The organism is Natronosporangium hydrolyticum, assembly GCF_016925615.1.
Taxonomy (GTDB): Bacteria; Actinomycetota; Actinomycetes; order Mycobacteriales; family Micromonosporaceae; genus Natronosporangium; species Natronosporangium hydrolyticum.
The window spans coordinates 5,476,877-5,500,029 of sequence record NZ_CP070499.1 but is presented as its reverse complement, the minus strand read 5'-3'; the positions used below and the strand labels follow the sequence as shown (position 1 = coordinate 5,500,029).

Below are 23,153 nucleotides of genomic sequence, written 5' to 3'. Positions count from 1 at the left end.
GTTGCTCCGAGGTGGAGCACCTCGGCCTGCCAACGAGGTCGCGCCATACACATCAGTTGGTGAGTCAGCGCGCGGCGACGTGTACGTGACGCCGACCAAGCGGCGCCAGCGGCTAGCACTGCTCCGACGAACGGTACCGGGTATTGCGCCCTAGCCGAGGCCTGCGACCAAACGTCGACCCAGCCGCGATCGATTCCGAGAATCAGCAGAAGTAGCAGTGCTGCTGCGACCGGTAGCCACCAGCGAAGCGGTGAGCGACGAATCTCACTCCAAACAACTGGGCTCATGCGGCCACCGGTTCCTCGAGTACCGTGACGTAACCCCGTTCCAGGGGAGTGTCGCCGGCCGCACTCGGAGCAGCAGCAGCGGCCAGTGCCTCCGGGCTGCCGCTGAAGCGGATGTGCCCAGATTTTAGGACGTGCACCTGGTTGCAGGCTGCGGCGACATCCTCCACGAGGTGTGTACTAATGACTACGACTGCGGACTGTCCTAGTCGACGAAGCAGAGCGCGGAACTCCACCCGCTGCACGGGGTCCAGGCCCGCCGTTGGCTCGTCCAAAAGGACGACCTCAGGGAAACCTGCAACCGCTTGTGCGATACCGCATCGCCTGAGCATTCCCCCTGAAAGCTTCCGCAGGCGCAGGCCTGCTACGTCACTGAGCCCGACCGCTGTGATAGCCAGTGAGGCAGCCTCGCTGGCGTTCTTACCGGACATTCCTCGGAGCCAAGCGCAGTATTGGACGAATTCATGAACGGTGAAGCTGGGAAGGAAGCCGAAGTCTTGAGGCAGGTAGCCGATTTCCGCCCGTGCAGCGCGGGCACTTCGGGCAGTGCTTACATCGTGTCCCAGGATTTCGACTACGCCGGCGCTGGGAGGAACTACCGTTGCTAGCGTTCGCAATAGCGTCGACTTTCCCGCGCCGTTAGGTCCCAACATGGCTACCACGCCACGATCGATATCCAGCTTAAGGTCACTAATGACGTGTTTACCGCTATAGCCCTGGCACAATCCGCGTACTTTGATTCTGGTCATGAATACTCTCAACTCGACGGTTGCTTCAAGACTGACAGTAGGCGGCGTCGACACTGTCGAAGAAGTGTCAACGCCGCCTACTGATCAGGAGCCTATCCCCATTCGACGCTTACGCTTTGCACGCTGAAAGTGCACTCGAAGGAGTCTGATCCATCCCCTTGCTGCCAGTGTCGCGAGGGGTCGGGTTGAAATTGGCAGGCAATGTGCATCCGCCAATCCTGGTTCTGGCTCGACTGGGACGTGCCAGCGCAGTCCGTCCGGCCAGCCGTGTTCCACCACTGATTCTGACACTCCAGTCCATTCCTGGACTGCTCGGAGGAGCCGGAAGCGAACGCCGGCGTTGCTGAGACAGCACCAAGCGCGAGCAAACCAACAGCAGCCACCGAGGCGGTCCGCGCTATGATCCTTCTGGAGCCCGTGTAACGCACAGTTTCTCCTCTCTGCACGGGTCTCACCGGCCGCCGCAGCGAGATGGGCTGCGGCGGCCAACCGATGCTATAGAAGGTAGCAACCACGCGCATACAAGCTGCATATGGTGCGCACACAGAGCGCTAACATCGACACATTCCCTAGCTTTATGCAGATGGGCGGCCTTCGAGGCTTCGGCCAGGGCCCCGGCGAGGTGCCGAATTGTCGGGTTCACGGCGGGCTCACGCAACGAGTGTGAGGGGCCGGCGAGCGGCGCATAGGTTTCTGGTGCGGCGGGTGATTCGCAGCGCTTGCACGGCATTCGGAACAGCGGCCCGGGTGCGGTCAGCACCTGCAGGCGGCGGACCTCGTCGGGGCCGTGGTCCCGGCCGCGGGTGCGGTCGCCGACCGGTACCGTACCCCAGGGCAGGGCCCCAGCTGCCGATACAGATGTGGCTGGTTCGGCTTGATGAGCAGCACGTAGGCGGCGTGCTTGACGGTGACCAGGAACTGGGCGTGTTCACGCTGACCGTGAAGTGCATGTGCATCGGCGGTGACCACAGTCCTGGCCAGCTCCAGATCGGCCAGCAGCGGCGCGAAGGCGGTGATCTCGTTGCTCTTGCCCGCCACGGCGAGCTGGCCGAGCACCGCAGAGGTGTCGTGGCGCATCGCCGCCAGCAGATGCACCTGCGCATCGGTGTGGATGCTGCTGCCGCGCAAGGTTCTTCCGTCGACGGCGACCGCCGGCCACGGGCCGCGTGGGGTCGGCGGCTCGACCGTTGGTGGCGCCGCGGCCGGTGACAGGCCAGCTAGCCATGCACCGACAGCGGCGTCCAACGCGTCGCCGTCGATGCCGACCAGCATGGCCAGGTCGACAGTGGCCCACCACAGCGGCATTACCGGAGACCGGCTCCTCGCGAAGCTGACCAGCACCGATTGGCGGGCGGTCCTCGATTTCGACCTGGCGACGGTGGTCCCGGTCACCGAGGGGCGGCTCGACGACGGGTTGTGCCGGAGAGCGGCCGGCTGGTGGGGTGCGGCTTCCCGATGGTGGTCAGCTGCGGGTGCCGAGGCCGGCGCGGAGCCGGGTCAGGGCCTCGGCGAGCACCTCGTCCCGTTTGCAGAAGGCCCAGCGGACCAGCGGCCGGCCGGCCTCCTTCCGGTCGTAGAAGACCTCGTGCGGGATCGCCACCACGCCACACCGCTCGGGCAACATCCGGCAGAACTCCACCCCGTCGTCGTACCCCAGCGGCCGGACGTCGGTGGTCACGAAGTAGGTACCGGCGGGGACCGCCACGGTGAGGCCGAGGCCGGCGAGCCCTTCGCAGAGCAGATCCCGCTTGGCTTGCAGGTCGGCGCGGAGCTGGTGGTAGTACGTGTCGTCCAGGGCCAGCGCCGCGGCGACCGCCGGCTGCAGCGGGCCGCCGGAGACGTAGGTGAGGTACTGCTTGGCGGTGCGGACCGCGGTGACCAGCTCCGGCGTCGCGCACACCCAGCCGATCTTCCAGCCGGTGACCGCGAAGGTCTTGCCGGCGCTGGAGATGGTGACCGTCCGCTCCCGCATCCCCGGGAAGGTCGCGAGCGGCAGGTGCGGCACCCCGTCGTAGGTCATGTGCTCGTAGACCTCGTCGGTGACGACGAGTAGATCGCGCTCCTGCGCCAGCGCGGCGATGCCGGCGAGCTCGTCGCGGTTGAGGACCGCGCCGGTGGGGTTGTGCGGCGAGTTGATCAACAACAGCTTGGTACGGGGAGTCACCGCTGCCCGCAGCGCCGCAAGATCGAGCCGGAACTCCGGCGCGGTCAGGGTGACCGGCACCCGGACGCCACCGGCCATCGCGATCACCGCCGCGTACGAGTCGTAGTACGGCTCGAGGGCGATCACCTCGTCGCCGGGTTCGACGAGCGCGAGCACCGTCGCCGCGATCGCCTCCGTAGCGCCGGTGGTGACCAGCACCTCTTGATCGGGGTCGTACTCCAGGCCGTAGAACCGGCGCTGATGGTCGGCGATGGCGGTACGCAGCGGGGCGATCCCGGGGCCGGGCGGGTACTGGTTGTAGCCGCCGGCGCGTACCGCCTCGGCGGCCGCGTCGAGCATGGGCGCGGGGCCGTCGGTGTCGGGGAAGCCCTGCCCCAGGTTGACCGCCCCGGTCCGGGTGGCCAGCGCGGACATCTCGGCGAAGATGGTGGTCCCGAGTCCGTGGAGTCGGGAGGCCATGCGTGGGTGGGGATGGCTCACAGTCCCCGAGGGTAGGTCAACCCATCGGCGCGGTGGGGCGCGGTAGGGTAACCACCTGGTAGAGACCCCCGGGAGGCGCTGTCGTGACCCAGTTCGACCCGTCTGACTTGTCCAATATGTCTGACCTTGCGGCGATCGAGCCGGCGGAGTTCTCCCGGCTCGTAAAGTCGACACCGGACGCCACCATCGCCGAGATCATGACTGGGCCGCACCGCGGCGCCATCCTCGACGCGATCTTCGAACGGTTCCCGAAGGTGTTCCGCGCCGACCAGGCCGCCGGCACCACCGCGGTGATGCACTGGCAGGTCGGCGGCGCCCCCGACGGCGGCTTCGACACCTACCAGGTGGTGATCGAGGACGGAGTCTGCACCAGTTCGGCGACGACCGACCGGGAGCCCCGGCTGACCCTGGCGATGGGCCCGGTCGAGTTCCTGAAGCTCATCTCCGGCTCTGGCAATCCGATGATGATGTTCATGACCGGCAAGGTCAAGGCAAAGGGCGACCTCGGCCTCGCCACCAGCCTGCCCAAGTTCTTCGACCTCCCCAAGGGCTGACGGCAACCCGCACCCATGGCGGATCGGGTCCACAGCTGGGAACGGCGCACCGGCCCCTGGCTCATGGCGCTGGCCGTGCTCTTCCTCGTCGTCTACGCGTGGCCGGTGCTGCAGCCGGAGCTGCCGGCCGAGGTCCTCACCGCCTGCCGAGCCGCCAACCTGGTGATCTGGCTCCTCTTCGGAGCCGACTACCTGATCCGGCTGCTGCTCGCCGGCGACCGGTGGCGGTTCGTCCGCAGCCACCTGTTCGACCTGCTCGTGTTGGCGCTGCCGCTGCTGCGACCACTTCGGCTGCTTCGGCTGGTCACCGCGCTGATGGTGATCGAACGCCGGACCGAGGTGATGACCCGCGGCAAGCTCGCCGTCTACGTCGGCGCCACCATGGGTCTGCTGGTCGGCGTCGGGGCGCTCGCGCTGCTCGACGCCGAACGCGGCACCGGCAACATCGACTCCTACCCGGACGCACTGTGGTGGGCGGTGGTCACCGTGACCACGGTCGGCTACGGCGACCACTTCCCGGTCACCGGCGCCGGCCGGGCGGTCGCGGTCGGGCTGATGCTCTGCGGGATCGGCCTGCTCGGCTTCGTCACCGGGTCGTTGGCGAGCTGGGTGATGGAGCGCATCTCCACGGTTGCGAGCACGACCGAGCAGACCCAGGCGGAGCTGACCGACGTGGTCGCCGAGCTGCGGCAGCTGCGGGCAGAGGTCGCGGCGCTCGGGGCGCCGGCCGGAGCCGAGGCCACCGCGCCGGCAGGGCCGGAGCCGGGATCAGCGCCGGTAGGGCCGGAGCCGGGATCAGCGCCGGCACCGGGACAGCCGGGTTCGCCGCGCTAGGGAGCGCGCACCTCGCCGCGTACCGCGGCTAGGGCGATGTCGCCGCGGTGCTGCGCACCGGCGAAGCTCACCTGGCCCACCAACTGGTAGGCGGCGTCGCGAGCCCCGGCCAGGTCAGCGCCGGTCGCGGTGGCACAGAGGACCCGCCCGCCGGCGGTGACCAGCGAGCCGTCGTCAGCGCTTCGAGTGCCGGCGTGGAGCACACCCGGGCGGTCCGCCCCCTCGATAACGTCCCCGGTGGTCGGGCTGGCCGGATATCCGGCGGCGGCCAGCACCACCGTCACCGCCGCGCCGGAGCGCCAACGCAGCGGCGGATGCTCGGCCAGCCGGCCAGTAGCGGCGGCGTAGAGCAGCCCGGCGAGCGGCGTCTCCAACAGCGCCAGCACCACCTGCGTCTCCGGATCGCCGAACCGGCAGTTGAACTCCACCACCCGGGGACCGGCAGCGGTCAGCGCCAGTCCAACATAGAGCACACCGGTGTACGGGGTGCCGCGCCGGGCCAGCTCCGCCAGGGTCGGGCGGACGACCGAGGTCATGACCTCCTCCACCAGTGTGGAGGGTGCCCAGGGCAGTGGGGCGTAGGCACCCATCCCGCCGGTGTTCGGGCCGGCGTCGCCGTCGCCGAGCCGCTTGAAGTCCTGCGCTGGCAGCAGCGGCAGCGCGTGCTCGCCGTCGCAGAGCACAAACAGCGACACCTCGGGACCGTCGAGGTACTCCTCGATCACCACCTGGTGGCAGGCGGCCGCGTGCGCGGCGGCGGCCGCCCGGTCGGTGGTGACCAGCACCCCCTTGCCGGCGGCGAGCCCGTCATCTTTCACCACGTACGGCGGGCCGAAGTCGTCCAGCGCCGCGGCGGCCGAGTCGGCGTCGGCGCAGGCGTACGAACGGGCGGTGGGGACGTTCGCCGCCGCCATGACCTGTTTGGCGAAGGCTTTTGAGCCCTCCAGTTGGGCTGCGGCGGCGCTGGGCCCGAAGCAGGCGATGCCTTTGGCGCGGACGGCGTCGGCCACCCCGGCCACCAGCGGCGCCTCCGGCCCGATGATGACGAGGTCGGCGCCGATCTCCACGGCGAGGCCGGCGACCGCCGCCGGCTCGGTGCTGGTGATGTCGTCGCGCAGCTCGGCCCCGGCTGCGGCGATGCCCGGGTTGCCGGGGGTCACGATCAGCTGCTCGGTCGTCGGGTCGGCAAGCAGCCCCTGCGCCAGGGCGTGCTCCCGCCCACCGCCACCCACCAGAAGAGTCCGCACCCGACGCAGTCTAGGCCCCCACCCGCCCAACCCCGCCCCCCACCCGGCCGACCCGCCCGGCCGATCATGGACCTAGGTACATGGTTGGCGGGGTTTCGTGTCCCTAGCCCCATGGTCAACACCGGCTCTCGCGTCCCCAGCCCCATGATCACGACCCCGGGTGGGCGCCGGCGAGCGCCTGCCGGACCACGTACGGGATGTAGCCGGGGCGCAGCGTGTCCTCCCACGTGAACCGGATGATCCGCCAGCCCGCGTTCGCCAGCGCGTTCTGTCGCCAGCGGTCCCGGAACAGCGCGTCCGGGCGAGAGTGCACCTCGCCCCCGTCGGCCTCCCCCAACACCCGCGCCCCCAACCAGGCGAAGTCGGCGATCCCGAGCAGCTCACCATCGAGATCGAGGACCGGGTACTGCAGGACGTCGGGCGCCACGCCGCCGTCGGCACACCGTAGCCGTACCCGGGTCTCCAGCGGCGACGCCGCCCGGGCGTCGGCGGCCGGCACCCAGGTCTTCGTCTGGACGGCGCCGCGTCTGCCCGCGATCAGCTGCGGCAGGGTCGCGAACTCGGCCTCGCTGATCAGCTGCTGATGCAGCGCCGAATCCATGATCGAGACGGCCGAGAAGCGGCCGACCCGCAGGATCAGGTCGGCGACCGTACGCAGCGGGGTGGTGACCATGAGCCCGTCCACCTTGGTGATCTCTGCCGGTTTGATCGCCAGCTGGTGCAGCGCCAGCTGGCGGTCGATGATTCGGCGGGCGCGGGCGTGCTCACCGGGCAGGCTCAGGTGCACCTGGCCGTCGGGCGGCGGCAGGCCCTCGATCCCGTGCACCGCGGCGGCGGTGCTGAGCACCGCCACCGAGTGCGGTCCGGCCGCCAACAACCCCGCCCGGGTGCGTACCCGGGCGGGCAACTCCGCCACGCTGGCGCCCATCACCAGGTAGGTGCCGCGGTAGATGCGCCGCCAGCGGCCGCTGCGGCAGCGGGCTTTGATCTCTGCCGGGCTGATGCCCAGCTGCCGGCACTGCCGGGCGGTGACGATTCCGTCCTGTTTGCTGGCTAGCGTCAGGACCTGTTGCGTTGTGTGTGCACTCTCCATGTCGGAGACGGTGCCGCCGGCCGCCGGCTTCGGGCCAGTCGAGCCGGTGCCGGCCTGTGGATAACGGCCGCCTGTGGACGACGGTCCGTCCGAACCCCCAGCTACCCGGCGTTGACCATGGGGTTAGGGACGCAAAATCGCGCCGACCATGTACCCAAGTCCATGATCAACTCAGAAGGGGGTGGCGGATGACGTTCTCTTCCCGGCCGGGGCCGACCCCGACCATGCTCACCCGGGCGCCGCAGAGCTCTTCCAACCGGGCCAGGTACGCCCGGGCATTCGCCGGCAGCTCCGCCTCGGTGCGCGCCTTCGAGACGTCCTCCCACCAGCCGGGCAGCTCTTCGTAGATCGGAACCGCGTGGTGGAACTCGGTCTGGGTGGTCGGCATCACCTCCACCCGCTCACCGTCCACCTCGTACCCGACGCAGATCTTCACCCGCTCCAGCCCGGAGAGCACATCCAGCTTCGTGATGACCAGATCCGTCACCCCGTTGACCTGGACCGCGTACCGGCCGACCACCGCGTCGAACCAGCCGCACCGGCGTTCCCGGCCGGTGGTGGTGCCGTACTCGGCGCCGATCTTCCGCAGGTGCGCCCCGACCTCCTCGAAGAGTTCGGTCGGGAACGGCCCCGACCCCACCCGGGTGGTGTACGCCTTGGCGACCGCGATCACCTGGTTCAGCGCGGTCGGCGGGATGCCGGTGCCGACGCAGGCCCCAGCGGCGGTCGGGTTGGAGGAAGTGACGAACGGGTAGGTGCCGTGGTCCAGGTCGAGCATGGTCGCCTGGGCGCCCTCCAACAGCACCGTCTCGCCCCGCGCCAGCGCCTGCCAGAGGACGGTACGGGTGTCGGTGATGTGGGGCCGCAGCCGCTCGGCGTAGCCGAGGTACTCCTCGACCACCGCGTCGACCGAGAGCGCCTTGCGGTTGTAGACCTTCGCGAGGACCTGGTTCTTCTCCCGCAGCACCAGCTCCAGCTTCTGCCGGAGGATGCCCGGGTCGAGCAGGTCCTGCACCCGGATGCCGGTGCGGGCCACCTTGTCGCCGTAGGCCGGCCCGATGCCGCGGCCGGTGGTGCCGATCCGGGCCGAACCCAGGTAGCGTTCCACCACCCGGTCCAGCGCCCGGTGGTGCGGCATGATCAGGTGGGCGTCGCCGGAGATCAGCAGCCCGGAGACGTCGACGCCGCGCTCGGTGAGCCCGTCCATCTCGCCGAGCAGCACCTTCGGGTCGATGACCACGCCGTTGCCGAGCACCGTCACCGCGTTCGGCGAGAGCGCCCCGCTGGGCATCAGGTGCAGCGCGTACTTCTGGCCGTCCGGCGTCACCACAGTGTGGCCGGCGTTGTTGCCGCCCGAGTAGCGGACGACGTAGTCGACCTGCGCCCCGAGCAGGTCGGTAACCTTGCCTTTGCCCTCATCGCCCCATTGGGCGCCGAGGAGCACGATTGCTGGCATCGTGATCGCCTCCAGAGGGCTCCAGGGGCCCCACGACCTGCCAGGGTAACAAGGAGAAGACAGTGTACGACGTGGTGGTGCTCGCCCTGGCCGATCCGGACCAGGCCTGCGCGGTACGCGCGCCGGTGCGCGCCTGCCTGGACGAGCTCGCGGCCGGCGGGGTACGGGCGGAGTCGGTGGTGGCGACCTCGGACCAGGCGGTCGACGAGGTGCTGGCGCGGTTGGACGGCGACGAGCCGGCCCGGCTGACCGGCGATGCGCCGGCGCGGCTGGTGGTGGCCTCGGCGGCCGACGCGCAGCTGCGGGCGGTGGTGCGGCGGATGGTGCGCCGGTGGGCGCCGGCGCCGTCGAAGCGGCCGGCGGACCTGCCGGCGCACCGGACGATCCCGGATCTGCCGCCGCTGGGGGTGCTCCCGCTCGACCCGGCCGGCGCGGCGCCGACCGGACTGCCCGGCCAGCTGGGGTTGCCGAGAGATCCTGCGGCGGTGGCCGCGGCGGTGCTCGGCGGTGAGGTCCGCCGGCTGGATCTGCTGCGCCACGACGGCGGCTCGGTGACCCTGGACGGGGCGCTGCTCGGCGGCAGCGACCAGGCGGGCCGGGCGGTGCCGTGGCGGGCCCGGGTGGAGGTGGACGACGCGCTGCTTAGCGACGGCAAGGAGCCGCTGTTGGCGGGGCTGGTCGCCAACGCCGGTGGCTACCAGCGGGTGGATGACCTGCCGCTGGTGACCGGCGCCGACCCGGCCGACGGGCTGATCGAGGCGGCGGTGGCGGTGCCGGTGCGCAGCCGGTTGCGGCGCCGGGTGCGGATGGAGGTGCGGCGCGCCAGCGGCCGGGCGGTGATGGTCCGGCCGGCCGACGACGGGGTGCCGATGCTCGATGACGGGGTGGCGGCCGAGTTGACTCGGCAGCGCTCGTGGTGGGTCGAGGCCGGCGCCTGGGCCGTCTACACCCAGCCCACCCGGGCGCGCCGATCATGAGCCGCCCGCCCGGTCGCGCCGATCATGAGCTAATTGCGCGACACGCCCGGCGTGTCGAACAGCAAGCTCATGATCGGCGGCACCGGCCGGGCGGGCCGCATGAAGGGCGGGCGGTCAGCCGGCGAGGGCGTCGCCGGCGGCGGGGTCGCAGTCGCGCAGAAACTGCGCACACCGGGCCGCCTCGTCGGCTTCGCCGATGGCGTCGGCGGCCCGGGAGAGCTGGTGGAGCGCCCGCAGGAAGCCCCGGTTGGGGCGGTGCGACCAGGGCACCGGCCCGGCGCCCTTCCAGCCCGACCGGCGCAGCTGGTCGAGGCCGCGGTGGTACCCGGTGCGGGCGAACGCGTAGGCGCTGACCGGGTCGTCGTTGGCGTGGGCCCGGATGGCGAGCGCCGCCCAGGCCCCGCTGAAGGTGGGATGGTCGGCCGCGACCTGGGGCAGCGCCGTCGCCGGGGCGTCGGTCGCCAGCGCGGCGGCCAGTGCCGTTTCGGCGTCGTCGTCGCTCGGCAGCAGCGTGGCTGGTGGTTCGAGGAGGTTCTGCATGCCCTCTATTCAACCCCGGGCAGCTGGTCGGTGACAGTTCCCGCCCCCCGTTAGCCGAACGGCTGATGCGCTACTCCCGCGTACGGTGGGTGTGTGCCTGCCCGGAGCAGAGTAGAAATAAAAGTCCGGAGCCTCCCCAGGACCCGGTTAGGAGCCCGGCGGCGCAAGCTGCCGGGCTCCCCTTATATCAGCCGACGGCCGGCTACGCCGAGCTGGTGCGCAAACCAGCCGAGGGTCGAGTCGAGCAGCCGAGTGCGGGCGGCCACGCTGGTGAGCGTGTGCCCCTCGCCGGGCAGCGTGATCAGCTCGGTCGGCACCTGCTGCTCGCGGAGTCCATGGTGTAGCCGGCGGGCCTGTTCGACCGGGATCTTGCGGTCCTGTTCGCCGTGGACCACGAGCGTGGGGGTACGGCAGCGGTGTAGGTGGGTGAGCGGCGAGGCGGCCGCGTAGCCGGCCGTCCGGTCCCGGCTCGCGCCCGGGAAGAAGCCTCGCCACACCGGCCCCATCGGTGATTCGTCGAGGAAGCTGGCGACCTCTGAGATGCCCGCGCCCACCACCGCGGCGGCGAACCGGGTGGTCTGGGTGATCGCCCAGGCGGTGAGGTACCCGCCGTAGCTCCAACCACCGATCCCCAACCGGTCCGGGTCGGCGACCCCGTCGGCGACCAGCCGGTCCACGCCGTCGAGGACATCGGTCAGCGGCAGGGTTCCGAGTGCGCCGCGGACGGCGTGCGCGTACCGCCAGCCGCGGCCGGTGGAGCCGCGCGGGTTGGGCAGCAGCACCGCGAACCCGTTTCCGGCGAGCAGCTGCGCCCACTCCACCCAGGAGCCGTGCCAGCCGTCGCACCAGTGGTAGTGCGGGCCACCGTGCAGGTTGACGACTGTCGGCAGTGGTCCATCCGGTGCGTCCGGCGGGTGGACCAGTAGCCCGTCGACCCGGGTCCGGTCGCGGGAGCTGCGCCAGGAGATTTCGCGTACCGTGCCGAGCCGGAGTTCGCGCAGCTGCGGGTTGAGGTCGGTGAGTTGCCGGGCACCGGTAGTCGGGTCCCGGAGCCAGACGTCGGGGGCGGCGTCGGCGTCGCTGGTCAGGTAGGCGGTGCGGCCTCGGCGATGGCTGAATCGGGGGTAGCCGACCCGGGCCCGGGCCAGCCGTCGGGGTGGCCCGCCGGCCAGGTCCTGCTCGACCAGGACCGAGGTGGTACGGCGGAAGAGTTGGGCGACGATCCGGTCTCCCGCTCCGCTCCAGCGGGCCGCGAGCACCGTCGCCGGCCCGCCCCACCGGATCGGCCGGACGGCGCCGCTGGCGAGGTCGGCGACGGCGGGTTCGTGTCCGCCGCTCGCGCCGGCCCGGCTGAACAACACCGCCGTCCCGTCGGGCGACCAGTCCAGCGTCTGGTCGCGGGTGGTGGGGGCGCAGACCCGGTGGTGCAGGGTCTGGGTCAGTTCGCCGGTGGCCAGGTCGATCAGGCTGAGCTGGCCGGATTGGCCGGCGGTGGGCCGCGCTACCACCGCCGCCCGATTTCCCGCCGGGGAGAGCGTGAAGGCGAGCACGTCCAGCCCGTCGGGGCTGGCGGCGTGCGCGGCGCCACCGTCGGGATCGATCCGCCACAGTCGACCGACTTGGTGGGTACGCAGCAGCGCGACCAGCTGGCCGCCGCCGGGTTGGAAGGCGAGCGTCCCGGTCCCGGTGACAGGTTCGGGGAGCACGATCTCGCTCTCGGACGCGGGCAGGCCGGCCAGGCTGAGCCGAGTCAGCCACCGCGTCGCACCGTCGCCGGTGAGGTAGCCGATGTGGCGGCTCTCCGGGTCGAAGCAGAGGGGGGAGGCGAGGGCGACCTGCGCCGCCACCGGCTCCGCCTTCTCGCCACCGTCGGCCGGTGCCAGCCAGATCGACGCGTAGGGCGCCTCGGCGGGCCGGGTCACCGCGAAAGTGACCCACCGGCCGTCCGGGGAGAGGACCGGGGGGCCGGGCTCGGCGAGTCCGGCGAAGTCGGCGGCGGTCGGGCGCCGGCCAGGGCGAGGCTGTCTGGCCGGCGCTGGCGCGAGCGGATAGCGGGTCACGCCGCTGGTGCCTGCCCGTGGAGCAGCGCTTCCGCCACGTCGTCGAGGATCAGCTCGGCGGCGGCTAGCGAACCGCAGTTGAACCACCACCGAGGGTCGACCGGGTAGGCGTTGCCGGCGGTGACCGCGTCGAGCTGTTCCCACAACGGGTTCTCGGCTACTTGGTCGAACGTGGACTGGGCGTCCTCCGGGTTGGTGCCGGTGGAGCCGACGAAGTAGAAGAGGTGATCAGCGTCGGCGTCGGTGAGCCGTTCCACGCTCAGCCGTACCGCGTTCTCGCCGTCCTCGGTCTCGTCGTGCAGGTGCGGTTCGATCCCGAGGTCGTGCAGGACCGCTGCGGCGCAGGAACGGGTGTAGACCCGCAGATCATCCAGCGCCCGGATGTTGAGCAGCGAGACGGTCTCCTGGTCGATGCCGGCGTCGCTGAGCTGTGCGGCGAGGTCGTCGACCTGCTCCTGGTAAGCGGCCAGCTCGGCGCCGACCGGCTCGGCACCACCCACCGCGGCCGCCACGGTGGTGACGGTCTCCTGCCACACCATGTCGTCGAGCGGCAGCGCGATCGTGGGGGCGATCTCGCTGAGCTGGTCGTGGTAGGGCTCCACGAACGAGATGAGCCCAATGATCACGTCGGGCTCCAGCGTCGCGATCTGCTCCACATTGAGCTCCGTGAACCAGCCGACGTCGGTGGCGTCACCGGCCACCGTTTCGTCGATGTAGGGCGGGAACGGGTCACCGAAGGGCTGGTAGGAGGTGCCGACCACGGTGGCGTCGGCGGCCAGGGCGGTGGGCAGCGACGCGTACGGGTCGAGCGCCACCACCCGTTCCGGTGCTGCCGGTACCTCGGTCTCGCCCAACTCGTGGCTGATGACGCGGGTCTCGGCGCCGGATTCGGCGTCCGGCTCGGTGGAATCGTCGCCGCAGGCGACGGTCGCGAGCAGGGCTGTACCGGTGAGCGGCGCGAGCCACCGCAGGCGGTGCCGGGCGGCGCGGGTGGGGGCAGCTTGATTCACGGCTGCGATTCCTCTCTCTGGTTGGGTTCCCGACCCCGCGGGGACGGGATCGCCGGCCGGCCCATCGGGACCACCAGCGGGGTGTGGCTGACCGGGTCGTCGATGATCCGGCAGTCGATGGCGAAGACCCGGCGCACCAGGTCTTCGTCGACGATCTGGGTCGGTGGACCCTGGGCGACGACGGCGCCGTCGGCCAGCGCCACGAGCTCGTCGGCGTACCGGCAGGCCTGGTTCAGGTCGTGCAGCACCACGACGATCGTGCGGCCCTCGTCGCGGTTGAGCCGGCGCAGCAGCTCCAGCACCTCGACCTGATAGGACATGTCGAGAAAGGTGGTGGGCTCGTCGAGCAGCAGTGTGTCGGTCTGTTGCGCGAGCGCCATCGCGATCCAGACCCGTTGCCGCTGCCCGCCGGAGAGCTCATCCACCACCCGGTCGCGGAGCTCTTCGGCGCCGGTCATGGCCAGTGCCTGGGTGACCGCGGCCTCGTCGTCGCGGCTCCACTGCGACAGCCAGCTCTGGTGTGGATAGCGGCCGCGCGCGACCAGGTCGGCGACGAGGAGCCCTTCCGGGGCGGTGGGTGACTGCGGCAGCAGCCCGAGCTGCCGGGCGAGCTGCTTCGCCGGCAGCTGGGCGATGTCCGCGCCGTCGAGCAGGACCGCGCCCCGGGCGGGCCGGAGCAGCCGGGCCATGCCCCGCAACAGAGTGGATTTGCCGCAGCCGTTCGGGCCCACCAGGGCGGTGATCCGGCCGGCCGGCACGCTGACTGTGAGGTCGTCGATGACCAGCGCGCCGTCGTAGCCGAGCCGAAGGCCATCAGTGCGTAGGGTCGCCATCTCAGGTGGCCTCCGTCCGGCTCATCCGAAGCAGCAGGTAGAGAAAGTAGGGGCCGCCGATTAGTGGGGTGATCACCCCGAGCGGCAGCGGCACCGGCAGCAGGTGCAGCGCCACCAGGTCAGCGAGCAGGAACAGCAGCGCGCCGATCAGCGCGGCGATGCCGAGCACCGCCGCCCCGGGGGCGCGGGCGATCCGGCGGGCCAGATGGGGGGCGATGAAGGCGACGAACGCCACCGGTCCGCAGATCGCGACCGCGCTCGCGGCGAGCAGGACCGCGACGATCAGGACGGTGAGCCGGACCGGGCCGGTCCGGGTGCCGAGCACCTGCGCAGTGTCCTCGCCGAGCTGGAGATTCATCAGCGGACGGCGGACCGCGACCACCACCGGGGTGAGTAGCAGCAGCATCACCAGGAGGAACCAGGCGTCGCCGGGGCCGACGCCGGCGAGCGAGCCGACCATCCACAGCACCGCGGCTTGCGCGGGCATGCTCTCGACCGCGACCAGCAGAAACGAGATCCCGGCCCGGCAGGCGGCGTCGACGCCGATGCCGATGAGCACCAGCCGGTAGGGCTGGAGCCGGCCCCGCTGCTGCGCGGCCAGGTAGACGAGGGCGGCGGCGGCGATCGCCCCGGTGAAGGCGCCCACCTCCAGCGCTCCGCGATATCCGGTGTAGACGGTGAGGACGGCGACCGCCACCAGCGCGGCACCGGCGTTGACCCCGATGATGTCCGGTGCCACCAACGGGTTGCGGGCGAGGCTCTGGAGGAGGGCGCCGGAGAGCCCCATCGCGGCACCGGCGAGGACCGCCACCGCCACCCGAGGCAGCCGCAGTTGTCGGACGATGAACTCGGTGCTGGCGGAGCCGTGGCCGGTCAGAGCGCCCCAGAGCTCGGTCACCGGGATCGGCGCGTCGCCGAGCGTGAGCCGGTAGCCGGCGATCGCCATGGTGAGCGCGAGGCCGGCGGCGGCGAGGATCAGGATGCGTCGGTCGAGGCGCCGGGAGAAGGGGGTGCCGGGGATCCGGAGGGTGAGCTGCCGACTCATACCGACACCAGCCGGCCGCGACGGGCCAGGGCCACGAAGAGCGGCGCGCCGATCAGGGCGGTGGCGATGCCGACCTGCAGTTCGGCGGGGCGGATCAGCAACCGACCGGCGATGTCGGCGGTGAGCAGGATCACCGGTCCGTAGAGCAACGACAGAAAGATGATCTTCCGGTAGTCGGGGCCGGTCACCATCCGGACCAGGTGCGGGACGGCGAGGCCGAGGAAGCCGATCGGTCCGGCGGCCGCGACCGCGCTGCCGGCGAGCAGGACGACCGCGCCGCCGACCAGCAGCCGGGTCAGCAGCACCTGCTGGCCGAGGCCGCGCGCGACGTCGTCGCCGAGCACTAGCACGTTGATCGACGGCGACGCGGCGACCGCGATGACCAGACCGGCCACCATGAACGGTGCGACCACGACCGCCACGCTGGGGTCGCGGCCGGCGATCGAGCCGACCATCCAGAATCGAAACTGGTCGAGACTGCGTTCGTCGAGCAACATGATCGAGGCGGTGACCGAGCCGAGCAGCGCTGCCAGCACCGCGCCGGCCAGCGTCACCTTGAGCGGGGTCATCCCACCCCGCCCGCTGGCCCCGAGCGTGTAGACCAGCACCGCCGCCCCGGCCGCCCCGGCGAAACCGAACCACACGTACCCGATCGGCGCGGAGATCCCTAGTAGATAGATCGCGGAGATGACGGCGAGCGATGCGCCGGCGTTGACGCCGAGGATGCCTGGGTCGGCGAGGGGGTTGCGGGTGAGCGCCTGCATCAGCGCGCCCGCCACCGCCAGCGACGCCCCGACTCCGAGCCCGATCAGGGTACGGGGGGCGCGAAGCTCGCGGATGATGATGTGGGCCTCGGTCGGGGCCGGATCGGTGAAGGCCTGGACGACGGTCACCCAGTCGGTGGTGGTGTTGCTGCCGTAGCGCAGGCTGGCGAGCGCGGTGCCAGCGATCAGGAGCACGCCGACGACCGTCGCCGGGACCCAGGAAGATCGCATCGCGCGAGAGCTTAGCATCCCCTAACTAAGGCAAGGCTAAGCTACATGGGAGGTCGGTGCTCTGCGCTGGTTCCGTCGCGGCCGGCCGGGTGGGGTCACTTGATCATCAGGCATCGCCGCAGCTCAGGGTGTGTTGCTGGAAGCGTTTGCTCTGCTTATGCATACGCCAGCGGTCGGGCTGTCGGTGCGGGCAGCTCGTATCACTCGACTTGGTGGGTTGAGTGGCGCCAGGTTTGCCAGTATGAACCGGTTTTGTCGCCGTAGCGGATCACCAGTCAACCCACCAAGCGGCCGATGGCGCAAGCAGGACGCTGGGCGATGTGACCGGCCGCGGTCTGGCCGTCGCCGGTGGTGGCCCTCACCCCGCTGGTCGACGATCGGGGTGGGGTTCGCCAGCGCGGCAGACCCCACCCCGACAGCTCGGTGGTTACTTCTTCGCGGTGGTGCCGGTGGAGCGCAGCGCCTCGCAGGACTCAGCCACCCGCTTGGCCATGTTCTCCTCCGCGGCCTTGCCCCAGGTACGCGGGTCGTAGGCCTTCTTGTTGCCCACCTCACCGTCCACCTTGAGCACACCGTCGTAGTTGGTGAACATGTGGGTGACGACCGGCCGGGTGAACGCGTACTGGGTGTCGGTGTCGATGTTCATCTTGACCACGCCGTAGTCGAGCGCCGCGTGGATCTCCGAGATCAGCGAGCCCGAGCCACCGTGGAAGACCAGATCGAACGGCTTCTGCTTGCCGTACTTGGCGCCGACCGCGTCCTGGATCTCCTTCAGGATCTCCGGCCGCAGCTTGACGTTGCCGGGCTTGTAGACCCCGTGCACGTTGCCGAAGGTGAGCGCCGCCATGTAGCGGCCCTTCTCACCCAGCCCCAGCGCGGCGGCGGTGGCCATACCGTCCTCGACCGAGGTGTAGAGCTTGTCGTCGATGGCGCCGACGATGCCGTCCTCTTCGCCGCCGACCACCCCGACCTCGATCTCCAGCACGATCTTCGCCGCGGCGGCGTCCGCCAGGAGCTGCTCGGCGATCTCCAGGTTCTCCGGCAGCGGCACCGCCGACCCGTCCCACATGTGGGACTGGAAGAGCGGTTCCTCGCCGCGGGCGACCCGCTCCTTGGAGATGGCGATCAGCGGCCGGACGAACTTGTCGAGCTTGTCCTTCGGGCAGTGGTCGGTGTGCAGCGCGATGTTGACCGGGTACTTCTTCGCCACCTCGTTGGCGAACGCCGCGAAGGCGACGCTACCGGTCACCATGTCCTTGACGGTCGGGCCGGAGAGGTACTCGGCACCGCCGGTCGAGACTTGGATGATGCCGTCGCTCTCCGCCTCGGCGAAGCCCCGCAGGGCGGCGTTGAGCGTCTGCGAGGAGGTCACGTTAATCGCCGGGTACGCGAACCCGCCGGACTTGGCGCGGTCGAGCATCTCGGCGTAGACCTCTGGCGTAGCGATGGGCATGTCTGCTCCTTGAATCTGCGAACGCGGGTACGCGGGACCACGACGTCCCTGTCCCGAAGTATTCCCCAGCCGGGTGCGTCTCCACGCGTCACCCCGTACCGTGGGGAGGAGTTTGACGAGCAGGAGGTTCCAGCATGGCCCGACCCGACGAAGAGCTTGCTCCCGGCGACCCGGCCGGGCGCCCCGATCCGGACGAACGTGATCTGGAGGCGCCGCCGGAGGACGCTGCCGAGCAGGCGATGTCGGCGAGCCCGGAGCCGGAGCCGGCGCCGGTGGCATCCCCGAGCCGGAGCTTCGAGGTCGGGGAGTGGGACGCGATGGAGCAGTCCATCGTGATCGACATCGAGGACGACTACGACCGCTGACCCACCGCGCGCGGTGGCCGGGGTGGGCGAGGTCACCGCAGGCTGCCGGTGTGTCCGAGCGAGTAGCGCCCCGGCTGCGGCCAGACGGTGACGCTGTAGGTGCCGGGGCCCACGGTGGTCCGGGTCCGGAGTTCGCCGCTGTCGGTGTCGATGGCGTAGACCTCGTCGTCGCCGCCGGCGAGCCACAGCAGGGTCCCGTCGGCGTTTACGCCGCCGAGGTCGAGCGTGCTGGTCGGCACCGGCCATTCGGCGACCGCCGAGAACGACCCGAGGTCCAGCACGGTGACGTTCGCCTCGTCGCGGTTGACCACGTACGCGTGTTGGGCGTCGCGGCTGAAGTAGATCGCGTGCGCGCCTTCGCCGGTGGCGACGAACCCGCTTACCGTGCTTGCGTCGCCCGCCAGTAGCTGCACCCCGCCGGCGCCCGCGTCGGCGACCAGGAAGTACTGCCCGTCCGGGGTGAGCCGGACGTCCTGCGGGGAGCTGGCGTCCTGTTCGGTGAAGTCGAACTCGGCGAGCTGGTCGAGGCTGTCGGTGGCCAGCGCGACGACTTTGCCGGCGCCGGCGCAGCTGACCAGCATCGTGCGGCCGTCGGCGGAGTAGTCCAGGTGGCTGGCGCCATGGCAGCCGGGCAGGTCCAGTGAGCCCGCGTGCTGCCAGCTGTTCGGGTGGTAGAAGTCGAGGCCGCCGGCTGTTTCGGCGACCGCGATGGCGTACGTGCCGTCGGGTGCGAAGTAGAGGTTGCTGATCTCCGGGAGGTCGACGAAGTCGGCTGGTGAGTTGTTCGCCGGATCGATCACGACCAGCCCGCTGTCGGTCGGGTCGCTGGCGGCGACGTACAGGGTGCTCAGGTCGTAGCCGGGCACTATGTACCGGGGCCCGGGTCCGCCGGGGACGATGTCGACGACTTCGCCGGTCGCCTGATCGATGATGTAGACCTCGTCGTCGCGGTAGCTGGCCGCGTAGACCACCGCCGGGTGGTCGCGGACGTGTTCGGCGAACATCTCCGGCCCGGCGCCACCGTACACATTGTCGCTGGTGAGGTACTCCGGCATGCCGGGGAGCAGTTCGTAGGCGCGCAGGTCGACCGGGTCGTTGCCGCCGCAGCCGGCGGCGGCGAGTAGCGCCCCGGCGCTGCCGGCGGCGGCGAGTCGCTTTAGCTGGGTACGCATCACAGCATGCTATATGTGCAAATCCGGCATACCGTGCATTTATCTCAGGGCGTGCCGGGGCGGTGGGCCGCGACCAGCGGGTGCCGGCCGGTACGTGCCAGGACCCCCGTCGGGCTCGGATAAGGTGTCGCGCATGTCAGTCACCCGCGCCCGTGCCGCGAACGTCGCCCGAGGCGGCCTGATCGGGGCGGCCGAGGCGGTCCCCGGCGTCAGCGGCGGCACGGTGGCCCTGGTGACCGGGGTGTATGAGACCCTCATCGACTCGGCCGGACACCTGGTCAGCGGGGTGCGGGCGGTCTTCACCGACCGGGACCGGGCCCGCGCCGAGTTCCGGTCGGTCCGGTGGGACGTGATCCTGCCGCTGCTGGGTGGGATGCTACCGACCCTCGTGATCGCCCTGCTGCTGCTCGCGCCGCTGATCGAGGCGCACCCGGTGCCGATGCGGGCGCTGCTGCTCGGGATGGTGGCGGCCGCGCTGGCGGTGCCGGCGACCATGGTCGACCGGTGGGGCTGGCGTGAGGTGGGGTTCGCCGCGGTCGCCGCGCTGGCGGCGTTCGTGCTCACCGGGCAGCTGCAGCTCTCGGTCTCGCCCGCGCTGCCGCTGGTCTTCCTGGTCGCCGCGATCGCGATCTGCGCGCTGGTGCTGCCGGGCGTCTCCGGCGCCTTCCTGCTGCTCGCCTTCGGGCTCTACGGCCCCACCCGAGAGGCGGTACGCCACCTCGACCTCGCGTACATCGCCACCTTCTTCCTCGGCGCGGTCTGCGGACTGTCGCTGTTCGTCAAGGCGTTGCAGTGGCTGCTGAGCAACTGGCACCGGGCCACGCTGGCGGTGATGACCGGGCTGATTCTGGGCGCGCTGCGGGCGTTGTGGCCGTGGCAGACCGAGCAGAACCAGCTCCAGGCACCGGGTGAGCTGGTCGGCCTGGCGGTGGTGCTGTGCCTGATCGGGGCGGCGGTGGTGGTCGGCATCATGCTGCTGGAGCGGCGGGCCCGAGACCAGGACGCACCGGCCGCCCCGGTCAGGTGAGCAGCGCCCGCAGGAAGACCAGCCCGATCTCGTCCGGATTCTCCAGTTGAAAGGCGCCGCCGCCGGTGGCGTCGGCGACCGCCGTCAGTTGGGTCATGTCCACATCCGGGCCCAGCCCGAGCAGGATTACCCGGATCGGTCGGGTGACATCGGCCAACCGCTCCAGCTCCTCCAGGGTCTCCGTCAGGCCCGAGTCGTCCGCGACGTTGTCGCCGGTGTCCGTCCACACGATCAACGTGTTGGAGCGGGCCGGGTCGTAACCCTCCTTCAACTCCCGGTACCCGTCGAGCAGCACCTCGAAGAACGCGGAATCGTTGCTTTCGGCGAGGGTCACCGACCCGATCGAGGCGAGGATCTCCGCCTGGTGCTCCTCGGTCAGGGTGGCGATCGGCGCTCCTTCCCGCCAATCGTCGGTGTACTCCCAGTGCCCCAGCTCACTTTCGGGGGTGAACAACCCGAGGCCCTGTTCGGCGGCGGCTTGGAAGGCGTCGATCCGGCGCAGCGGCACCTCCACCGGGCCGATCGGCTCCGCCATCGACGCGTTTACGTTGATCACTGACAGCACCCGGGCGTCCCGGGTGGCCGAGGTCCAGATCCGCACCGTGCCGGCGACCTGCTCTGGTGGGCCGACCACCGGCTCGTCGCTTACCGGCCGGAAACCGTGGTCGCCGAAGACCGCCGCCCGGTCGGTGAGCGCGTCGTGGAGCATCCCGGCGGCGGTCTGTGCGCCGGGCACGGCGCGGGCCAGCCCGGCGAAGGGGAAGTCCAGCACCGGCGCATCCGTCACCGGCAGCGCGGCCACCCGGCTGGCGCCGGCGGTCTGGTTGTGAGTCTCGATCGCCTGCTCGCTGACGGCCGCGAGCACCACCCCGTCGAGGCCCGATCCGGTCTCGTCATCGTCCGGACCGCCGGTGGCCGTAGCCACCGCGTCGAACTCGACAAGCATGCCGGGCGCATCCGCGGGTGGCTGGTCCAGCGCGCGGAACGCACCGACCAGGTTCGGCAACTCCTCGTCGGTGGTGACCAGCGCTTGCTGGAGCCAGCCGGCGCCGACCACCCCGGCGGTGTCGCGGCGCGGTTCGGTCAGCCGCATCGGGGGTGGGGAGCCGGCGTCGAGCGCGCCGAGCACCGGCTCCCGTAACTGCTCCGGGTCGACCGGCCCGCCGTCGAAGAGGTCTGCCGCGGCCGGGGATGCCGCCAGCATCACTGGGCTCGTGGCCAGCGGGGCCGGCTCCCCGGCGAAGAGTCCGCGGCTGACCGACCGCAACTGCGAGACCCAGTAGCTGGAGTCGGGCACCCAGACATCCGGCAGCTCCCCGGCCTCGGCCGGCTCCGCCGCGTCGAGGAAGCCGCCGGCCGAGGCGGCCAGTGCGGTTGCGACATCGGCGGTGCCGGCGGCGGTCACGTCGACCGCGACGCAGCCGCCGTTGAGTTCGGGGGCGTCCTGGGCGATCCACGCGTCAGCGGCCTCCCGGACGGCGGGGGCGATCGCCGGGTCGGCGGCCACGGTGAGCCGGACCCCGGTGTTGCCGCTGCAGCCCTCGGCGTCGGCGAGGTTCTGGACCACCAGCACCAGACCGGTGGCGACGAGCGCGACCAGCGCGATGACGGCGGGGGTGCGGATCGTCGGCCGGCGCAGCGTACTGGCGGTGCGGTGTCGTCCCGGCACAGGCTTGCCTCCCCCTACCCCAGTGGACTGCGCGGTCCAGGGGCTGAGCTAGATCCGTAACCGGAAACTATCTCATATTGCCTGGGTGGCGGTCTGCCCCTGCGCGGGCAGAACATCCGGGGGGCACTCAGGAATGTCCCCACGGCCGAGTAACACCGCCCGGTAGGTCAGCTGGGCCGCCTCTTCCAGGTTGCGTACCCGCTTGTGCGCCAGCTCGACGGAGTCGGCCAGGACGGAACAGCCGTGATGGGCGAGGATGACGCACTCCGCCTCGGTCGCGGCCGCCGCCGCCCGCTCGGCGAGCAGGGTGGAGCCCGGTGGATAGGCGCCCACCCGGGCGATCCGGCCGACATAGAAGGCATGGTCGGTGGTGACCAGTCGGATCCGCTCACCGAGCGCGTCGAGCAACAGGACGCTCTGCGGATGCAGATGCACCACGACGGTGACATCGGGGCGGGCCCGATAGGTGTGAAGGTGCAGCGCCACCTCCGTGGAGGCGACCGGCGCCGCCGGGTCGAGCGGCGCGCCGTCGGCGATCCGGACCGGGACGAAGTCGCGCAGCGTCAACCGGTCCAGCCAGGTGCCCCGAGCGGTCACCCAGCACTCGGCGCCGCCGGGGGCGCGCACCGAGAGGTTGCCGCCCGAACCGACCACCAGGCCGGCGCGTACCGCGTCCGCGCCGACCTGTGCGAGCTGGTCGCACAGGTCGGCGGCGGTGCGGTCGTTGCGGTTCAGCGCTTCCGGCGCCGCTTCGGCGGCGTGAGCAGCTGAGCGACCTCACCGATCGCGGTCGGCACCAGGCGGTAATACGCCCACACCCCCCGCTTTTCGCGCTCGAGCAGCCCCGCCTCGGTCAGGATCCGAAGGTGGTGGCTGACCGTCGGCTGGGACAGGCCCACCGGCTCGGTCAGATCACACACGCACGCCTCACCGTCCGGCGAGGACTGGATCAGGCTCAACAGCCGCAGCCGGGCCGGGTCCGCTAGTGCCTTCAACACCCCCGCCAGCTTCTCGGCATCAGTCCGTTGGATCGGCTCGCCAGCGAGCGGCGAGGCGACGAGATTGGTTTCTACCAGTGCAGTACCCACGTACTTCATCCTTCCAGCAGCAGAATCGATCTGCCTACCTGGTCATATCTATAAATTC

Annotated in this window: 22 protein-coding genes; 5 read left to right on the top strand and 17 right to left on the bottom strand. The window is 70.9% G+C overall.

The genetic code is table 11. From position 1 onward, the window contains the following. Positions 1-283: 283 nt before the first annotated feature. The 3 genes from JQS43_RS25010 to JQS43_RS25000 form a co-directional block, all read right to left on the bottom strand. Positions 284-1,033 (bottom strand): ATP-binding cassette domain-containing protein, encoded by a 750-nt coding sequence (locus JQS43_RS25010; RefSeq protein ID WP_275581102.1) that lies wholly within the window; start codon positions 1,031-1,033, stop codon positions 284-286. Positions 1,034-1,786: 753 nt separating this feature from the next. Continuing rightward, positions 1,787-2,338 carry an ISAs1 family transposase gene (locus JQS43_RS25005; RefSeq protein WP_239676811.1) on the bottom strand — a complete coding sequence of 184 codons (552 nt, stop codon included), beginning with the start codon at positions 2,336-2,338 and terminating at the stop codon, positions 1,787-1,789. A gap of 157 nt (positions 2,339-2,495) precedes the next feature. Continuing rightward, positions 2,496-3,656, bottom strand: a complete 1,161-nt coding sequence (locus JQS43_RS25000) for a pyridoxal phosphate-dependent aminotransferase (RefSeq protein ID WP_239679569.1) — start codon at positions 3,654-3,656, stop codon at positions 2,496-2,498. 104 nt (positions 3,657-3,760) lie between these two features. On the opposite strand from JQS43_RS25000, the gene JQS43_RS24995 reads away from it, so the two are divergent. Together JQS43_RS24995 and JQS43_RS24990 are read left to right on the top strand one after the other, a co-directional pair. Then, positions 3,761-4,231: an SCP2 sterol-binding domain-containing protein gene (locus JQS43_RS24995; protein ID WP_239676810.1), complete on the top strand. Its 471-nt coding sequence runs from the start codon at positions 3,761-3,763 to the stop codon at positions 4,229-4,231. A 15-nt stretch (positions 4,232-4,246) separates the two neighbouring features. Next, positions 4,247-5,065, top strand: a complete 819-nt coding sequence (locus tag JQS43_RS24990) for a potassium channel family protein (RefSeq protein ID WP_239676809.1) — start codon at positions 4,247-4,249, stop codon at positions 5,063-5,065. Here the strand turns inward: JQS43_RS24990 and purD are convergent. The 3 genes from purD to JQS43_RS24975 all read right to left on the bottom strand — a co-directional run bounded on the left by purD (position 5,062) and on the right by JQS43_RS24975 (position 8,861). Continuing rightward, positions 5,062-6,312, bottom strand: a complete 1,251-nt coding sequence (gene purD / locus JQS43_RS24985; RefSeq protein WP_239676808.1) for a phosphoribosylamine--glycine ligase — start codon at positions 6,310-6,312, stop codon at positions 5,062-5,064. The genes JQS43_RS24990 and purD overlap by 4 nt on opposite strands. Before the next feature lie 148 nt (positions 6,313-6,460). Further along, complete coding sequence (locus tag JQS43_RS24980; RefSeq protein WP_239676807.1) at positions 6,461-7,405, bottom strand: type IV toxin-antitoxin system AbiEi family antitoxin domain-containing protein; 945 nt, start codon at positions 7,403-7,405, stop codon at positions 6,461-6,463. A 166-nt stretch (positions 7,406-7,571) separates the two neighbouring features. Continuing rightward, positions 7,572-8,861, bottom strand: a complete 1,290-nt coding sequence (locus tag JQS43_RS24975) for an adenylosuccinate synthase (RefSeq protein ID WP_239676806.1) — start codon at positions 8,859-8,861, stop codon at positions 7,572-7,574. Between the two features lie 62 nt (positions 8,862-8,923). Here JQS43_RS24975 and JQS43_RS24970 point away from each other — a divergent pair, with 62 nt between their 5' ends. Then, entirely contained in the window at positions 8,924-9,838 is a 915-nt protein-coding gene (locus tag JQS43_RS24970; RefSeq protein WP_239676805.1) for a hypothetical protein, read from the top strand. A 114-nt stretch (positions 9,839-9,952) separates the two neighbouring features. Here the strand turns inward: JQS43_RS24970 and JQS43_RS24965 are convergent, their stop codons facing one another. From JQS43_RS24965 to fbaA, 7 genes are all read right to left on the bottom strand, one after another. After that, positions 9,953-10,378, bottom strand: coding sequence for a DUF3151 domain-containing protein (locus JQS43_RS24965; protein WP_239676804.1), 426 nt, complete (start codon positions 10,376-10,378; stop codon positions 9,953-9,955). Between the two features lie 182 nt (positions 10,379-10,560). After that, the gene (locus tag JQS43_RS24960; RefSeq protein WP_239676803.1) at positions 10,561-12,438 is read right to left on the bottom strand and encodes a S9 family peptidase; all 1,878 of its coding nucleotides are present in this window, start codon (positions 12,436-12,438) and stop codon (positions 10,561-10,563) included. Then, positions 12,435-13,448 carry an ABC transporter substrate-binding protein gene (locus JQS43_RS24955; RefSeq protein WP_239676802.1) on the bottom strand — a complete coding sequence of 338 codons (1,014 nt, stop codon included), beginning with the start codon at positions 13,446-13,448 and terminating at the stop codon, positions 12,435-12,437. Before JQS43_RS24955 ends, JQS43_RS24960 begins: the two co-directional genes overlap by 4 nt. Continuing rightward, positions 13,445-14,281: an ABC transporter ATP-binding protein gene (locus JQS43_RS24950; protein ID WP_239676801.1), complete on the bottom strand. Its 837-nt coding sequence runs from the start codon at positions 14,279-14,281 to the stop codon at positions 13,445-13,447. The genes JQS43_RS24955 and JQS43_RS24950 overlap by 4 nt, the downstream gene beginning before the upstream one ends. Before the next feature lies 1 nt (position 14,282). After that, entirely contained in the window at positions 14,283-15,326 is a 1,044-nt protein-coding gene (locus tag JQS43_RS24945; protein WP_239676800.1) for a FecCD family ABC transporter permease, read from the bottom strand. Beyond that, the gene (locus JQS43_RS24940; protein ID WP_239676799.1) at positions 15,323-16,321 is read right to left on the bottom strand and encodes a FecCD family ABC transporter permease; all 999 of its coding nucleotides are present in this window, start codon (positions 16,319-16,321) and stop codon (positions 15,323-15,325) included. The genes JQS43_RS24945 and JQS43_RS24940 overlap by 4 nt, the downstream gene beginning before the upstream one ends. 427 nt (positions 16,322-16,748) lie before the next feature. After that, positions 16,749-17,774, bottom strand: coding sequence for a class II fructose-bisphosphate aldolase (gene fbaA, locus JQS43_RS24935; RefSeq protein WP_239676798.1), 1,026 nt, complete (start codon positions 17,772-17,774; stop codon positions 16,749-16,751). A gap of 134 nt (positions 17,775-17,908) precedes the next feature. Here fbaA and JQS43_RS24930 point away from each other — a divergent pair, with 134 nt between their 5' ends. Continuing rightward, the gene (locus JQS43_RS24930) at positions 17,909-18,139 is read left to right on the top strand and encodes a hypothetical protein (protein WP_239676797.1); all 231 of its coding nucleotides are present in this window, start codon (positions 17,909-17,911) and stop codon (positions 18,137-18,139) included. A gap of 32 nt (positions 18,140-18,171) precedes the next feature. Here the strand turns inward: JQS43_RS24930 and JQS43_RS24925 are convergent, their stop codons facing one another. After that, positions 18,172-19,311: a YncE family protein gene (locus JQS43_RS24925; RefSeq protein WP_239676796.1), complete on the bottom strand. Its 1,140-nt coding sequence runs from the start codon at positions 19,309-19,311 to the stop codon at positions 18,172-18,174. 133 nt (positions 19,312-19,444) lie between these two features. On the opposite strand from JQS43_RS24925, the gene JQS43_RS24920 reads away from it, so the two are divergent. After that, complete coding sequence (locus JQS43_RS24920) at positions 19,445-20,338, top strand: DUF368 domain-containing protein (protein WP_239676795.1); 894 nt, start codon at positions 19,445-19,447, stop codon at positions 20,336-20,338. Here JQS43_RS24920 and JQS43_RS24915 read toward each other — a convergent pair. From JQS43_RS24915 to JQS43_RS24905, 3 genes are all read right to left on the bottom strand, one after another. Then, positions 20,331-22,007, bottom strand: a complete 1,677-nt coding sequence (locus JQS43_RS24915; RefSeq protein ID WP_239676794.1) for a substrate-binding domain-containing protein — start codon at positions 22,005-22,007, stop codon at positions 20,331-20,333. The two genes, JQS43_RS24920 and JQS43_RS24915, sit on opposite strands and share 8 nt — an antisense overlap. Positions 22,008-22,079: 72 nt before the next feature. Next, positions 22,080-22,712 carry a class II aldolase/adducin family protein gene (locus JQS43_RS24910; protein WP_275581101.1) on the bottom strand — a complete coding sequence of 211 codons (633 nt, stop codon included), beginning with the start codon at positions 22,710-22,712 and terminating at the stop codon, positions 22,080-22,082. A 26-nt stretch (positions 22,713-22,738) separates the two neighbouring features. Then, complete coding sequence (locus JQS43_RS24905; protein WP_239676792.1) at positions 22,739-23,104, bottom strand: ArsR/SmtB family transcription factor; 366 nt, start codon at positions 23,102-23,104, stop codon at positions 22,739-22,741. Between the last annotated feature and the right edge of the window lie 49 nt (positions 23,105-23,153).

Bases quoted from the DNA above. Each gene is read 5' to 3' on its own strand.
- JQS43_RS25010 (WP_275581102.1), bottom strand. From the start codon at position 1,033: ATGACCAGAATCAAAGTACGCGGATTGTGCCAGGGCTATAGCGGTAAA.
- JQS43_RS25005 (WP_239676811.1), bottom strand. From the start codon at position 2,338: ATGCCGCTGTGGTGGGCCACTGTCGACCTGGCCATGCTGGTCGGCATC.
- JQS43_RS25000 (WP_239679569.1), bottom strand. From the start codon at position 3,656: ATGGCCTCCCGACTCCACGGACTCGGGACCACCATCTTCGCCGAGATG.
- JQS43_RS24990 (WP_239676809.1), top strand. From the start codon at position 4,247: ATGGCGGATCGGGTCCACAGCTGGGAACGGCGCACCGGCCCCTGGCTC.
- JQS43_RS24980 (WP_239676807.1), bottom strand. From the start codon at position 7,405: ATGGAGAGTGCACACACAACGCAACAGGTCCTGACGCTAGCCAGCAAA.
- JQS43_RS24975 (WP_239676806.1), bottom strand. From the start codon at position 8,861: ATGCCAGCAATCGTGCTCCTCGGCGCCCAATGGGGCGATGAGGGCAAA.
- JQS43_RS24965 (WP_239676804.1), bottom strand. From the start codon at position 10,378: ATGCAGAACCTCCTCGAACCACCAGCCACGCTGCTGCCGAGCGACGAC.
- JQS43_RS24950 (WP_239676801.1), bottom strand. From the start codon at position 14,281: ATGGCGACCCTACGCACTGATGGCCTTCGGCTCGGCTACGACGGCGCG.
- JQS43_RS24945 (WP_239676800.1), bottom strand. From the start codon at position 15,326: ATGAGTCGGCAGCTCACCCTCCGGATCCCCGGCACCCCCTTCTCCCGG.
- JQS43_RS24940 (WP_239676799.1), bottom strand. From the start codon at position 16,321: ATGCGATCTTCCTGGGTCCCGGCGACGGTCGTCGGCGTGCTCCTGATC.
- fbaA (WP_239676798.1), bottom strand. From the start codon at position 17,774: ATGCCCATCGCTACGCCAGAGGTCTACGCCGAGATGCTCGACCGCGCC.
- JQS43_RS24930 (WP_239676797.1), top strand. From the start codon at position 17,909: ATGGCCCGACCCGACGAAGAGCTTGCTCCCGGCGACCCGGCCGGGCGC.
- JQS43_RS24925 (WP_239676796.1), bottom strand. From the start codon at position 19,311: ATGCGTACCCAGCTAAAGCGACTCGCCGCCGCCGGCAGCGCCGGGGCG.
- JQS43_RS24920 (WP_239676795.1), top strand. From the start codon at position 19,445: ATGTCAGTCACCCGCGCCCGTGCCGCGAACGTCGCCCGAGGCGGCCTG.
- JQS43_RS24905 (WP_239676792.1), bottom strand. From the start codon at position 23,104: ATGAAGTACGTGGGTACTGCACTGGTAGAAACCAATCTCGTCGCCTCG.